Origin of the sequence: Micromonospora cynarisoli (assembly GCF_030518815.1) — a bacterium.
Classification (GTDB): Bacteria; Actinomycetota; Actinomycetes; order Mycobacteriales; family Micromonosporaceae; genus Micromonospora; species Micromonospora wenchangensis.
Window position 1 is genome coordinate 961153 of the sequence record NZ_CP130426.1, and the last position, 14345, is coordinate 975497.

Sequence of the window (14345 nt, forward strand, 5' to 3'; positions counted from 1 at the left end):
TTCCGTCGTGCGCCGCCGGCGGCCCGACGTGGCACCGTCGAAGGCTGACCACCCGAACCACGAAAGGGCGTCACCCGCCATGACCGTCGCACCGTCCGGCCCGGAGTTCTCCCTCCAGGACGTCCCGTTCAGCTACCGCGGTTCCTGGCTCGACATCTCCCCCGTGGTGGCCGAGAAGACGTACGCCGACGACCTGCACCTGGTCTCCCACCAGACCGGCATGCACCCGGTGCTGCGCCTGGCCCCCCAGGCCGACGCCACGGTCGTCGCCACCCCCACGCTGCTCACCTGGCGCGCCGGCGACGGCCGGATCGACGTCGGCTACCAGGGGCCGGACACCCTACGGCTACGGGGCCGGGGCCTCGGCCTGCGGATCGCCGCCGCCGCCCGCACCCTCACCCCGTTCAGCGGCACCTACCTCTACCGCGACCCGGTCGACGGATCGACCGTGTTCACCTCCTACGAGACGGGCCGCCGCTACCGGGTCACCGGGCTGTCCGCGCCGCTGCGCGACGTCGTGGGCGGCGAGGCGCTCGGCGTCGCCGACCGGTGGCTCGACCTCCCCGCCGACCGGCCCTGGGAGATCGCGGTCGAGGAGTACGCCACCGCCCGGCCCCCCTACCGGCCGACCGGCACCTTCGACGAGCTGTGCCGCAGCCGCACCGCCGAGTTCGCCGCCTTCGTCGACGCGATCGCCCCCTGGCGCGACGCCGACACTCCCGCCGCCGAACTGGCCGCGTACGTGCTGTGGTCGGCCACCGTCGAGCCGGCCGGCTTCGTCACCCGGCCGGCCGTGCTGATGTCCAAGCACTGGATGGACAAGGTGTGGAGCTGGGACCACTGCTTCAACGCGATCGCCCTGGCCGCCGGCGAACCCGAGCTCGCCTGGCACCAGTTCCACCTGCCGTTCGACCACCAGGACGCCGCCGGCGCCCTGCCCGACTCGGTCACCCACTCCGAGGTGCTGCACAACTACGTCAAGCCACCCGTCCACGGCTGGGCCCTGGGCCAGCTGCGCCGCCGGCTGCCCACCCCGCCGGACCGGACGGCGCTGGCCCAGACGTACGACCGGCTGGCCCAATGGACCCGGTTCTGGCTGGACGCCCGCCGTGCCCCCGGCAGCGACCTGCCCCACTACCAGCACGGCAACGACAGCGGCTGGGACAACGCCACCACCTTCGACGACGACCGGGTCCTGGAGACCGCCGACCTCGCCGCGTTCCTGGTCGTCCAACTGCGCTGCCTGGCCGACCTCGCCACCGAGCTGGGACGGCCCGCCGCCGGCTGGTCCGCCGAGGCCGACCGGGTCCGCGCCGCGCTGCTGCGTGACCTGTGGGACGGCGAACGCTTCACCGCCCGCAGCCCGCACACCGGGCGACGCCGGGCCAGCCGCAGCCTGCTCGGCCTGATGCCCGTCACCCTCGGCGACGACCTGCCCGCCCCGGTCACCGGGGCGCTGGCCCGGGGTGTCACGGCCCACCTGACGACCCACGGGCTGGCCACCGAACCGACCGACTCGCCGCACTACCTCGCCGACGGCTACTGGCGGGGCCCGATCTGGGCACCCTCCACCGTGCTGGTCGAGGACGGGCTGCGCCGGGCCGGGCACACCGCGCTGGCCGACGAGATCGGCAGGAGGTTCCTGGCCCTGTGCGAGAAGTCCGGGTTCGCCGAGAACTTCGACGCCGAGACCGGCGCGGGGCTGCGCGACCGGGCCTACACCTGGACGGCCAGCAGCTATCTCGTCCTCGCCGCCGCCCGGCAGGAACGCCGGAACACGCCCGTCGCCGGGTCGTGACCGTCCGCCGGGCCGGTCGTGGGTCAGCGGGGCCGGCGGGGGCCGGTGCTGGACCGCAGCGAGATGGGCGGGGCGTAGAGCCGGTGCCGGGGCGTGCCGCCGGGCGCGGCGATCAGCTCCAGCAGCAGCGCCACCGCCTCGGCTCCCATCCGGCGCATCGGCACGTCCGCGGCGGTCAGCGGCGGGTGGAAGTCCTCGGCCCAGTGCTGGGCGGCGACCCCGGTGACGGAGAAGTCGCCAGGCACCGACAGGCCGGCGGCGTCCAACGCCCGCCGCATCCCGGGCAACGCGGCCTCGTTGACGGTGGCCACCGCCGTGACCTGCGGATGGGTCGCCAACAGCCGGGCCACGCACGCCTCGCCCGAGGCGGTGTCGTCGCCGCAGCACACGTCGACACCGGTCAGGCCACGCTCGGCGACGGCCGCCCGGAATCCGGCCAGGGCGCGGTGGCTCGGGCCGTACCCCGCCGCGACCAGCTCGGCGGACCGGTTCACCAGGGCCACCTCGCGGTGCCCCAGGTCGGCCAGGTGGTGCACGCAGCGGGAGATCAACGTCGCGTAGTCGACGTCGATCCAGCTCATCCCGTGCGGTTCGGCCGTCCGACCGATCGTCACGAACGGCACGCCGGCCGTCGCCAGCCGGGTCACCCGGTCGTCGGTCAGCCGGATCTCCATCAGCACCACCCCGTCCACCCGCCGTCCGGTGACGATCCGCTCGAACGACCGGTCGTGGTCGCCGCCGGACGGGGACAGCAGCACGTCCAGGTCGTGCCGGGCGGCCGCCTCGACGACGCTGGCGACGAAGCCCAACTGCATGTCGGTCAGGCGCTGACTGGCCGGGGGGATGACCAGCCCGAGGGTGCGGGTACGCCCCTCCTTCAACGCGCGGGCGCTGGCGTTGGGCCGGTAGCCCAGCTCGTCGATGACCGCCTGGATCCGCTGCCGGGTCGACGCCGACACCGCCCGCTTCCCACTCAACACGTAGGACACGGTGCTGCGGGACACTCCGGCCCGCCGGGCGATCTCCCCGATGTTCATGCCCGCCCTCAACGCCGAATTTCGGCACCGACGCGGGAATGCGCCGTGCTTGCGTGGAGCATAACGGTTCCGCAATTCGACGCCGGCACAGGAACAGTTCCGGCACCGTGTCGCAGTCAATCCGCGATACCGATCGTCGGGGCCGCCGAGGTCAGGCGGCCGGTGCCGGTCGAAAGGCGGCGCAATACCCGGCGCGAAAAACTGACGTTAATGGTCTGACGTCTGACGTCGCACCCGTCACCTCTGCGTCGACACCCACGCAGCGGGGACGTGTACGCCCGGGCGTGCCACTACGGCGGATACCAGACGTGGCGGTCGAATGGTCGGTCATCCGATCCATGCGGTAAGTCACTGATCTATGTCTGGCACCGTGCCCCGCTGATCTGTGAGGGTGTGTCCGGTGAACCCGATACCGAGCACACCCGCACAGCCGTCGCTGGGCGTCGTGCTGCGGGCCCACCGGCTGGCGGCGGGCCTGTCGATCGAGGGGCTCGCCGAGCGCTGCGGGATCAGCGTGCGGGCGATCAGCGACATCGAACGCGACCGGGTCCGTCGCCCGCAGCGGCGAACCCTGACCGTCCTGTGTGACGTCCTCGACGTGCCGGACGACGCGCGCAGCCGGCTGGTCGAGGCCACCTCCGCCCGACCCGCCGGCTGCGAGCCGCCCGACCCGCCGCGCTACTTCACCGGCCGGGCGTCCGCGCTGCGGGCCCTCGGCGACGTCGCGCGTCGGCCGCCGGGCGACCGGCAGCAGGCCACCGTGGTCGTCGTCACCGGACCCGCCGGAGTGGGCAAGACCAGCCTCGCGGCACGGGCCGCGACCGACCTGGCCGCGGAGTTCCCCGACGGCCGGTTCTTCGTCGACCTGCGCGGCATGGACGACGTCCCCCTCCCGCCCGGCGAGGCGCTGCACCTGCTGCTGCGCGCCCTCGGCGTGCCGGAACAGCGGATTCCCGCCGGGCTCGACGAGCGGGCCACGGCCTACCGGTCCGTGCTCTGCCAGCGCCGGGTCCTGGTGGTGTGGGACAACGCCGCCGACGAGGCCCAGGCGAGGCCGCTGCTGCCCGGCGCCGGGCCCGGTCTCGTGCTGTTCACCAGCCGGCGACGGCTCAGCGGCCTGGACGTCGCGCAGTGGCTGTCCCTGGAGCCGCTGCCGGCCGAGGAGTCGACCGCGATGCTGCGGGCCATCGCCGCGCCCGCCGCCGACCCGACCGGGCCCGCCGCCGACCGGACCGGGTGGGCGGAGCTGGCCCGGCACTGCGGGCACATGCCCCTGGCCCTACGCGTCACCGGGCAACGGCTGTCGGACGAGCCGGGGCTGTCGGTGGGGGAGCTGAACCGGCGCTTCACCGGCGAGCAGGCCCGGCTCGCGGTGATCGACGCCGGGGCCGCCGGCATCCACACCGCGCTGAGCCTGTCGTACCGGCGGCTGGAGGCGGACCTGCGGCGCACCTTCCGGCGGCTGTCCCTGCTGCCCGGCCCGGACTTCGGCCCGGACCCGGTCGCCGTGGTCACCGACGCCGACGCCGAGGACGCGGAACGGCGGCTGGAGGCCCTGGTCGAGAGCGGCCTGGTGGCTGCCGTGCCGGCGGACCGGTACGGGCTGCACGACCTGGTCCGGGAGTTCGCCGCCGACCGGATGACCGCCGATGAGCCGGCGACGGCCGATCCGCTGCGGACCACCCTGCTGCGGTGGTGGCTGGCCCGCACCACGGCCGCCGGGCAGCACTTCGAGCCGGGCGGGCCGGTGTCGTCGACCCCGTTGCCGGACCGGCGGGCGGCGGCCGGCTGGCTCGACGCCGAGCGGGACAACTGGGTCGCGGCGCTGCGCTCCGCCGCCGCCGAGGGACTGCACGGGCAGGTGGTCGACACCGTCGACGCGCTGCACTGGTTCTCCGACAGCCGGGTGCACCTCGACGTCTGGCCGGAGGTCTTCCGGTTGTCCGCCGAGTCCGCCGCCCGGCTGGGCGATCCCCGCACCGAGGCGGTCCACCTCAACTACCTGGCCTGGGCGCAGGCGATCTGCCAACGGGAGTACGCCGACAGCGTGGCCACCGCCACCCGGGCGCTTGACCGGGCCGTGCGCGCGGGCGACCCGGCCCAGCAGGGCTGGGCGCTGCTCTACGCCGCCAGCGGCCACACCGGGCTGGGCGAGCACGCGGCGGCGCTGCGGCTCCGGCAGCGGGCCTGGGTGATGCTGCGCCGCGCGGCCGACCCGGAGGGACTGCCGCAGGCGATGGCCTCGCTCGGCTCCTCCCTCCTGGCGCTGGGCAGACCCACCGAGGCGCTGCGGGTGCACGAGCGGACGCGCCGGCTGCTGCGTGATCCCCGTCACCCGATCGCGGCCTTCGCCCGGGCCTCCACCGACGCGTTGACCTGCCGACGTATCGGCGACGACCTTGCCGCTCTCGGCCGGTGGCCGGAGTGCGTCACGGTCCGGCGGGAGGCCGTGGCCGGCTTGCGTGCGACCGCGATGCCGGCGACCGAGGCGCTGGCCCTGGTGGAGCTGGTGGAGGCGCTGCGCCGTACCGGGGCGACCCGGCAGGCTCCGGCCTACCTGGCGCGGGCGATCGGGTTGGCCGACGACTGTGACGACCCGGATCTGGCCCGCCGCGCCGGGGACCTGCTCGCCGAGTTGTCCGGGGCCGGCTGAGCGTCAGGTGCCGGGCGCCACCCGGGCGAAGGCGCGGACCAGCGGATGCGGCAGGTAGCGGTGGTCCCGGCCGGCGGTGAGCCAACCCCGTTCGGCCAGTTCGAGGAAGTCCGCCTCGGCGGGGGCCGGGCCGGTCAGCCGGGGCAGCACCCGCAGGGCGCGGCGGGCCCCCGCCGGCAGCCCGGCGTACGCCCGTTCGAAAGCGGCGCGGACCGACAGGTCACCGGCGACCAGCGCGCCGAGCACCCGGTCGGGCCGGGTCAACCGGTCGATCAGCCACTGCGCGCTCCACTGCGGCCGGGTCAGCAGCCGGTTCGCGGTCACCCGCAGGGCCAGCGGCAGGCCGGCGCAGCAGGCGGCCAGTTCGGCCACCGCCGGGGCGGGGGTGCCGCTGCCGTCCACCATGGCGGTCAGCGCGGCCCGCGCGTCGGCCGGCGGCAGCGGCGGTACCAGCCGTCGGTCGGTGTGCGGCAGTTCCGCCAGCGGCGGGCCGCCGGTGACCAGGGTGACGGCGGCGGCGTCCGGGGGGAGCAACGGCCCGACCTGGCGGGTGTCCCGGACGCCGTCCAGCACCACCAGCATCCGCCGGGCGCGCGCCAGGTCGCGGTACGCCCGCACGGCCACCGGGTCCGACCCGGTCGACGCCGTCGCGGCGGCCGGCAGCAGCCGTCGCGCGATCGTGGCGGCGGTGGCGTCCCCGACCGGGCCGAGGAAGCGCACCCCGTCGGGGAACCGTTCGGCCAGCCGGGTGGCGGCCTGGACGGCCAGCGCGGTCGTGCCCACCCCGGGCAGGCCGATCAGCTGTACCGCGCGACGGTGGCCCAACCGGGCGGTCAGCCAGGCGAGTTCGGTGTGACGGCCGGTGAAGTGGGGCGTCACCCCGGGCAGCCCGGTGACCCCGCCGACCTGCTCGTCGGCGCTGCGTAACCGGCCGGCGGCGGGCCCGTCCAGCCCCAGGGCGGTGCCCAGCGCCCGCAGGGTGCCGGGGTGCGGGCGGCGGATCGTGTGCCGCTCGATCCCGCCGATGGTGCGGGCGCTCACCCCGGACCGGGCGGCGAGTTCCTCGATGGTCAGTCCGGCGGCGGTCCGCAGTGACCGGAGCCGGTGGAGCTGTTCCTGCGTGCTGTCCCGCACCCGTACCCCCGCGAGGACGTCTGCTGTCCGGTCCAGTAGACGCCGCCCGAAGACCACGCGGGGTGAGGGACTCGTCACACCGGGTTCCGGTGCTGGTGGCGTGCGGGGCGGTGGTCGTCCGCCGTCCCGGCCTGCGGGAGGCGGGACGGCGGACGGGGTGCGATCAGGCGACGCCCACGCGCTGCCACTGCTGGTTGGCGGCGGTGCCGCAGGTGTACTGGATCACCCGGGCGCCGTCGGCGGTGGAGTAGCCGGTGACGTCGAGGCACCTGCCGCTGTGCCGGGCCACGAACTGGACGTACCCCGAGCCCGCGTCGCGTACCTGCCACTGCTGGTCGGTACGCCCCGACTGGCAGCCGAACTGCTGCACCGCCGCGCTGTCGGCGGTGGACCCGCCGGCCACGGTGAGGCACTTGTCGCTGTGTCGGGCGACGATCTGGACGTAGCCCGAGCCGGCGTCGCGCAGCTGCCAATGCTGGTTGGTGCCGTTGTTGCAGCCGTACTGGGCCACCGCGGCGGCGTCGGCGGTGGACCTGTCGAGCACGTCCAGGCACTTGCCGCTGTGCCGGGCGCGCAGCGTGTCGAAGGTGTAGCCGCCGTTGACCCCGGAGACCACGCCGGTGGCGGTGTCGATGGTGAGCTGCGGGTACCAGCTCATGGTCAGCGAGGTGGCGGTGGGGAAGTCGAGCGGCAGCCAGACGTACCGGGACTGGTTGACCGGGCCGCCCGTCGCGCCGGCCCAGCGGTCGCCGAGGTAGAGGTACGAGGTGGCGGCGCTGCCCTGCACCGGCAGCACGTACGCCGACTGGGAGTCGTAGGTGGTGCCGTCGGCGACGTTGGTCGGGTTGGTCCAGGTGCCGGCGACGCTGCCGGCGGTGGCGTACCGGGCCTGGTTGGGCGACCAGCCGGTGGCCCCCGAGGTGACCAGGAAGTAGACCCCGTTGCGTTTGAACATCGCCGGGGCCTCCCGGTAGTTGTCCGGCCAGAGCGTCCGCACCAGCGACGCGACGCCTGTGTAGTCGGCGGTGAGCCGGTAGATGTTCAGGTCGGCGTTGTTGCGGGTGGCCGAGATCAGGTACGCGGTGCCGTCGTCGTCGCGGAACACCGTCTGGTCCCGGGAGTCGTGGCCGAGCGGCCGGAAGCTGCCCAGGTAGCGGTAGTTGCCGTCGACCGTGCTGGAGGTGGCCACCGCGACCCGGGCCTGGTTGTAGTCGACGCCGTTCTCCCAGTGCATCCAGAGCACGTACTGGCCGGTGCCGGCGTTGTAGATCACCTTGGGGCGTTCGATGTTCGCCGTCGCCAGTTCGCCGGCCGAGGACTGGGTGAGCACGTTGTTGCGGAACTCCCAGGTGCGCAGGTCGGTCGAGCGGTAGACCGACACGTACCGGAAGGTGTTGTTGTCGTTGCGGTTCTCGCCGAACCAGTAGTAGTAGTCGCCCACCTTGATCATGCCGCCGCCGTGGGCGTGCACGCCGGCGCCGCTGGTGTCGGTGAACTGCGTGCCGTTGACCACGGTGACGGGTGCGGCCCGCGCGGCGGGGGCGGTGAGAGTCAGCGGGGCGAGCACGGCCGCGCAGGCGGCGAGGGCGAGGGCGATCCGACGGAGGGTGGTGGGGTGGGGCGCGGCAGGCATGGCCGCCTCCTCGTGCGGTGGACGTGGGGTGCCCGCCGGGACGTGCGGGACCTTCTCGTGAGCCTCACGATAAGCCGATCCGCCGACACATGCCCATACTTCAATGTGATAGATGTCGATATACGGTGGGTGTGTGGGAGATCCGCGCCACATCGTCGGTTGGGGTGGTCGTCGCGCTTGTCGAGATCGTTATGCGTGATCTACGTCACATTGTGAACCCTTCTCGCGGTGTCCGGCACGGAAGGCACGTTCCGGGCGGAATCCCTTTTCCGTGCCCCACATTTCGCCGCCGAAGCCCTCGCGGTCGGCCGGTGGGTGGTGCGGCGGATCGCGCTTCGCCACGGAACGTAGCCGTCTCTCTCCTGCGCGTGTTCGGCCGGGGTTCGTTGCCGTCCGACAACGAGCGCCTCGGTTTGTGCCGCTCACTACCCTGACCGATGATCCAGTGCCTGGGTACCGTCGACAGCGATAAGGGCTTCAGATGAGCAACAGTCACCCTCCGTACGGAGAACAGCCGGATCCGAACGTCACCCCGTGGAGCGGGCCACCGGCCCCGCCCGCCGGCTACCCGGCGTACGGCCAGCCCGGTCAGGCCCCGCAGTACGGTCAGGCTCCGCAGTTCGGCCAGGCCCCGCAGTTCGGTGTTCCCGTGCCGCCGCAGAAGTCGAACCGGGGCCTGGTCATCGGCCTCATCATCGGCGCGGTGGTCCTCATCCTCGCGCTCTGCGGTGCCGGCATCGGGCTCGCCCTGGTCAACGACGACGACGAGCCCGACCCGACGCCGACGCCGAGCGCGACCGCCGCCAACCCGGGGCCCGGCACGGACACCACGTCCACCCCGCAGCCGTCCGAGCCGCCCACTGAGCAGCCGAACAACAACAACAACGCGGTGACCGCGCGCTACTCCAGCGACATGTCCGCGGTCTGCGACGGCAGCCCGATCCTCAACGCGGCCACCTACAGCGGCCCGGCCACCGCCAAGGCGTACGTCTTCTCGAACAACCCCGAGCGGCCGTCGTTCTGGTCGTCGAAGATCGTCGGCTCCGACAAGCGCTACTACGCCAAGTCGGCCGACTTCACCACCGTCTCGGTGGTCGGCTGCTTGTCGATGGTCCCGGGCAGCGAGGGCGCGCCCAAGCAGTGCGACTACAAGGCGAGCGACGGCAAGAACGTCACCGTCTCCTACATCTCGTCGCGCTACCAGCTGACCTTCTACGCCGCGAAGACCGCGGAGAAGATCGGCGACGGCGGGGTCGTCAACGCCCCGGCGACCCGGTGCCCGAGCTTCATCTCGTACAACAAGACGACGATGAAGGCGTACGCGGCCCCGGACAGCGGCACCATCGAGGCCGCGTTGGACAAGTTCCTGTCCTGACCGGCTCCTGGCGGCGGTGCCGGGGTGGGAGGATTCCTCCCACCCCCGGCCTTCCGCCTTCCGCCGCCCGATCAGGTGTTGACCGGCCGGCGGGCGATCAGCAGCACGTGCGTGACCGGCCAGTCCAGCGGGGTCCCGTCCACCGTCGACAGCGCCGCGGTCGGCGCGAGCCGGTGGGTGACGATCCAGTCGTTGCGGTACGGGCCGCTGGCCGGGTCGACCTCGAACCCCACGTCGGCCAGCAGGGCCTTCCAGTCGGCCCACTCCAGCCCGCAGAACTCCTCCTGCGTCTCGGACAACCAGTTGTCGGTGTAGTCCTTGCGGGTGAGGAAGTCCATCGCCGCGCCGAGCGGCAGCTCGACCACCGCGCCGGTGCCGTCGTCGACCGGGCGGTAGCCGAACGGGAACCGGTAGTCGACGGCGAACTGGTCCAGCCGGGCCCGCGTCGACAGCCCGGCGAGGTGCGCGGCCACCTGGTCGGTCGGCAGTGACGCCAGATCCTCGCGGGGCTGTGCCGGGTTCGTCCCGTCGGTAGTCGACAGCCGCAGCCGTACCGTCAGGTCCCGGCCGTCCGGCCCGCACACGTCGCTGTTGATCCACACCCCGCCGGGCACCGTGTGGTCGTAGATGGCCTGCACGAACCGGCGCAGCGACGCCATCCGGTCGCCGTACGACCAGATCTCGTGGGTCAGCGCGAAGGTCATCGTGGTGTCCACCGAGCGGGGCGCGAACACCGCCCCGCCGAGCACGTTGCGACGGTAGAAGAAGACGTTCGGGTTGGCGAAGACCCCCTGCGCCTTCTTGTGCACGCACTCCTCGAACAGGTGCCGGGCCACCTCGACCCCGATCAGGTCGCTCTCCCGCAGCGCCGGCTCCCGGTCGGCCAGCTCCAGCACCGCGCCCGCGCCGCAGCCGACGTCGACAATCCGGCCGGGCCGCACGTGCTCGCGCACCGCCGTCCACTTGCGCTGCGCCGCGTCGGCGAACGCCTCGGCGTACGTCCGGTAGTCGCGGGTGGCGGTCAGCCCGCCCTCGTCCCCGACCACCGGATCGTTGACCACCGAACGGACCAGGTCGTCGAGCCGGTAGCGGGCGTAGACGTCGAGGGTCGCCGGGTGGGCCAGCTCCCGCCACGACGGGTCGTCGGCGGCCAGCCGCAGCAGCACGTCCCAGGGCCGGGCGGGAGGCGGGTCGACGTCGGCCTCCACCCCGGCGATCGGGAAGCCCAGCCGGGCGTACATGGCGGCGACCTGCGGCGTCGAACAGGCGACCACGGTGTTCGCCGGGGTCAGCTCCAGGCCGGCGGTGGCCGCCACGTTCTTGAGCGTCACCTCGGCGAACCGGTCGGTCTCGGCGGTGTCGAAGACCGGCACCACCACCGACCGCAGGCCGGCCAGCACGCTGAACCGTTCGATCGCCGCCTCCCGCCGGTGGTAGGGGACCGGGTTGCGGCGGGTGTTCTCGTGGTTGGCCGAGGTGACCGCCCACACCACGGTCACCCCGTCGTCGCCGGCGGCCCGGTCGCCGTCCGGGGTGTCGTGGTGACGGGTGATGGCGAGCCGGTGCAGATAGTCGGCCTGGAACCGGGTCAGCAGGTGATGTCGGCCGGGAAACAGCAGGTAGCGGGGCATCCACCGTTCCTATCCGACGGGTGGTTCCCGGCGTCGCGCGGGGTGCCGGGTGCGTCCGGCGACCGGGCCGCCGGAACGGCCGGGGCGGGCACCGTACGGTGCCCGCCCCCGGCCGGTCGGGGTCAGCCCACCAGCGAGCGCAGCGGGACCTGCTCGGCCCGCAGGGTCCGCACCAGGTCACCCAGGAACGGGTGCTCGTCGATCTGGAGACCCGCCGGGTTGGGGATCACCAGGTACGCCGAGCCGTCCGCCACGGTGACCCGCGCGGTGTCGGTGTACCGCTCGACGACCGCCTCGGTACGGGCCAGGTCACCGGCGGCCACCTGGAGGGTGAACGGCCGCCACTCGCCGCCCAGGTTCTCGGGGACCGGGGTGGCCGCCGCGGCAGCGCGGGCCGGGTCGACCTGGACCGGCGACGCGGTCCGTGCCGCCGTGCCGCCGGCCGGGTACAGCAGCGCGTTGGCCACCAGGTGCAGGCCACTCTCGTTGTACGCCCGGAACAGCGGGTTGAACGCGAACAGCACCGCCCGGCCGGCGCCGGTCGGCTCGTCCACCACCGCGACAGTGCCCTTGAGGGCGTCACCCTGCACCGTGTAGCCGTTGGCCCAGAAGGTGTCCCCGCTCGGGTAGCGCAGCACGTTGCGGCCGGTGCTGCTCGGGGTGAGGATCGGGTCGTTGTTGTTGAACTCGAAGTCCTCCGCCGGCCGACCCAGCCCGACCGGGCTCTCGGCGTCCACGTCGACCCGCAGGTGCGAGCCGATCACCGTGTAGCCGGTCGGCTTCGGCTTCTCGGTGGTCGAGGTGAGACCGGCGGCGCGGGCCATCCGGGTGCCCTCGTTGCGCAGGCCCAGGTAGGTGTGACCCTGGGCGATCCAGTTGCGCAGGTTGGCCTGCCCGGTCGCGGTCAGCCCACCTGTCGCGTTGCTGCCGTCCGGCACCAGCAGCACCGTGCGGCCGGTGAAGGCGGGGGTGTTGTCGTTGATGTCGGCGGTGGTGACCGGGGTGAGGTCCAGGCCCCACCGCTTGCCCAGCACGTACCGGGCCTCGCCGTGCGAGCCGGAGGTGGTGGAGATGCCGGTGCCCTGGAACAGGCCGACGTCCGGCCGGCTGATCGGGGTGCCGACGGCCGCCGTGGTGTACGGGGTGAGCGTGACGCCCAGCTTCTTGGCCACGGTGTTCAGCTCCGGCGTCAACGCGCCGGCCGGCATCCCCACCTGGCCGCTGTCGAGGTCCCGGACGAGCTGCACGTCCCGGCCCAGCAGGGTGAAGGTGAACTCGGCCGCGGCGGCGGAGTCCAGCTCGTAGGTGTAGGAGCCCTTCAGCGGCGGCGCGGCCAGGATCTTGCCGCCACCGGTGTTCTGGATCTTGTCGATCAGCTCCGCGTTGGGCTTGACGTCCGCGCCGGTGTAGACGGCGTTCACGCCCATCAGCAGCGGGTTGCTCCATGACGACACGTCGTAGAAGTACGGGAACGGCGTGTACGGGTCCTCACCCATGATCGCCTGGATCCAGTGCTTCTGGGGCTGGTTCATCGGAATCCAGTACGACCCGACCGGCACGGTCAGGTTGGTCGCCGACCGGCCGCCGAAGAGCTTGGCGGTGGGCAGCTTGACGGCCTTCTTCACCTGGTAGACCTCGACGTCCATCCGGCGCAGCCGTTCGACGAGCTGGCGGGCGTCGGCGAGCTGCCGGTCGGGCAGCAGGAAGTACGACCGGACGGTCTGCGCCGGCACCGGGAACTGCACGGTGTTGGTCGGCTGGACCACCTCGTTGGGCTCCAGCGTGCCGGCCCGGCCCTGGGCGAGGGCGTCCTTCCAGACCTTGAACCAGCCGTCGAGCACCTCAGACTTGTGCGCCGCGGCCCAGCCCAGCGTCGACCACTGGGTGTGGAACTGCTGCTGCACCCGGTCGGCCACCGCCGACGAGCTGCCCTTCTCGAAGGTCATGCCGGCGGCACCGAAGCCGGCGGCCGGCACCGTGTCGCCGTACCCCATGAAGAACAGGTCGTAGGTGGAGTAGTTGAAGTAGCACTCGGTGGTCACCGCGCCGCCGCACGCGCCGTTGTAGCCGAAGCCGGCCTTGTTGGCCTCGCCGATCCGGTTGATCCAGTCGACCGCCTCGCCGGAGATCTCGTGGTGGATCGGGTCGGCGTTGGGCGGGAAGAAGTACTGCCGGCCGCCCATCTCGTGCGCGTCGATGAAGACCTGCGGCGGGTACTTGCGCATCAGTTCGAGCTTGCCGTCGGTCTCCTGCTGGGTCCGGGCGAACCAGTCCCGGTTCATGTCGAAGCCGTACTCGTTCTGCCGGCGGTTGGCGTCGCGGCCGTCCGGGTTCTGCGTCGGCACGATGACCGTGATCAGGTTGTCGTTGCGCTGCTGGACCTCGCAGGAGAGCCCGGAGGCCAGCTCGTACAGCGTCTTGAGGGCGGCGTCGGTGCCGCTCTTCTCGCCGCCGTGCACGTTGGCGGTGACCCAGACGATGGCCGGGGCCGCCTCGGCGATCTCGCCTGCCTGCTGCTGGTTGACCGTCCGGGGGTCGCGCAGCGAGCGGACGTCCTCGGCGATGCCCTTGAGCACGGCCGGCCGTACGTTGCGCTCGTTCGACACGATCGCGTACGGCAGCGGCTGGCCGAGCACGCTGGTGCCCAGCACGCCGGTGACGACCCGCTTGGAGGCGGTGTCCACGGCGTCGAGGTAGCCCCGCACCTCCTCGTTGGTGACCACCCGTTCCTGGCCGGTGCCGAGCGGGAAGCCGAGGAAGCTCTCCGGGCTGGGCACCGAGGCCAGTCGGTCGGTGGGATCGGTACCACAGGTCGTCGGCGGTGCCGCGGCGGCCGAGGGCCCGGCCACCAGGGAGGTCATTCCGGCCAGTAGTACGATTGCGGTGGCGCCCGCCAACCGTCTGCGGGAATGCAATGTGGAGCGGAGTCCGGCAGTTCGCATGGGTGTCCCGTTTCCCTTCCCGGGAAATGAATCAAGGGTGCCCGGAGCGTATGACCTGCGCTTTCGGCTGGTCAAGATTCACAACCGGGGGCTGGTACGCGATTCGCCAATTGCCCCACACCCGCTCGAACGCGGGCGTTTG

The 14345-nt window shown here is 72.9% G+C and carries 8 protein-coding genes; 3 read left to right on the plus strand and 5 right to left on the minus strand.

The window, feature by feature from the left end:
- The first annotated feature begins 79 nt into the window (after positions 1–79).
- Positions 80–1798: an amylo-alpha-1,6-glucosidase gene (locus Q2K16_RS03905; RefSeq protein ID WP_302743578.1), complete on the plus strand. Its 1719-nt coding sequence runs from the start codon at positions 80–82 to the stop codon at positions 1796–1798.
- A gap of 23 nt (positions 1799–1821) precedes the next feature.
- Here the strand turns inward: Q2K16_RS03905 and Q2K16_RS03910 are convergent, their stop codons facing one another.
- Positions 1822–2835 carry a LacI family DNA-binding transcriptional regulator gene (locus Q2K16_RS03910; protein WP_302743579.1) on the minus strand — a complete coding sequence of 338 codons (1014 nt, stop codon included), beginning with the start codon at positions 2833–2835 and terminating at the stop codon, positions 1822–1824.
- Positions 2836–3235: 400 nt separating this feature from the next.
- Here Q2K16_RS03910 and Q2K16_RS03915 point away from each other — a divergent pair, with 400 nt between their 5' ends.
- Entirely contained in the window at positions 3236–5488 is a 2253-nt protein-coding gene (locus Q2K16_RS03915; protein ID WP_302743580.1) for an ATP-binding protein, read from the plus strand.
- A 3-nt stretch (positions 5489–5491) separates the two neighbouring features.
- Here Q2K16_RS03915 and Q2K16_RS03920 read toward each other — a convergent pair whose 3' ends face one another.
- Both Q2K16_RS03920 and Q2K16_RS03925 read right to left on the minus strand, forming a co-directional pair.
- Positions 5492–6622, minus strand: a complete 1131-nt coding sequence (locus Q2K16_RS03920) for a helix-turn-helix domain-containing protein (RefSeq protein ID WP_302743581.1) — start codon at positions 6620–6622, stop codon at positions 5492–5494.
- A gap of 163 nt (positions 6623–6785) precedes the next feature.
- The gene (locus tag Q2K16_RS03925) at positions 6786–8255 is read right to left on the minus strand and encodes an RICIN domain-containing protein (RefSeq protein ID WP_302743582.1); all 1470 of its coding nucleotides are present in this window, start codon (positions 8253–8255) and stop codon (positions 6786–6788) included.
- A gap of 481 nt (positions 8256–8736) precedes the next feature.
- On the opposite strand from Q2K16_RS03925, the gene Q2K16_RS03930 reads away from it, so the two are divergent.
- Complete coding sequence (locus Q2K16_RS03930) at positions 8737–9630, plus strand: RodZ family helix-turn-helix domain-containing protein (protein ID WP_302743583.1); 894 nt, start codon at positions 8737–8739, stop codon at positions 9628–9630.
- Between the two features lie 71 nt (positions 9631–9701).
- On the opposite strand, the gene Q2K16_RS03935 is transcribed toward Q2K16_RS03930, so the two are convergent.
- Together Q2K16_RS03935 and Q2K16_RS03940 are read right to left on the minus strand one after the other, a co-directional pair.
- Complete coding sequence (locus Q2K16_RS03935; RefSeq protein WP_302743584.1) at positions 9702–11261, minus strand: class I SAM-dependent methyltransferase; 1560 nt, start codon at positions 11259–11261, stop codon at positions 9702–9704.
- Positions 11262–11383: 122 nt separating this feature from the next.
- Complete coding sequence (locus Q2K16_RS03940; protein ID WP_302743585.1) at positions 11384–14122, minus strand: M14 family zinc carboxypeptidase; 2739 nt, start codon at positions 14120–14122, stop codon at positions 11384–11386.
- Positions 14123–14345 lie beyond the last annotated feature (223 nt).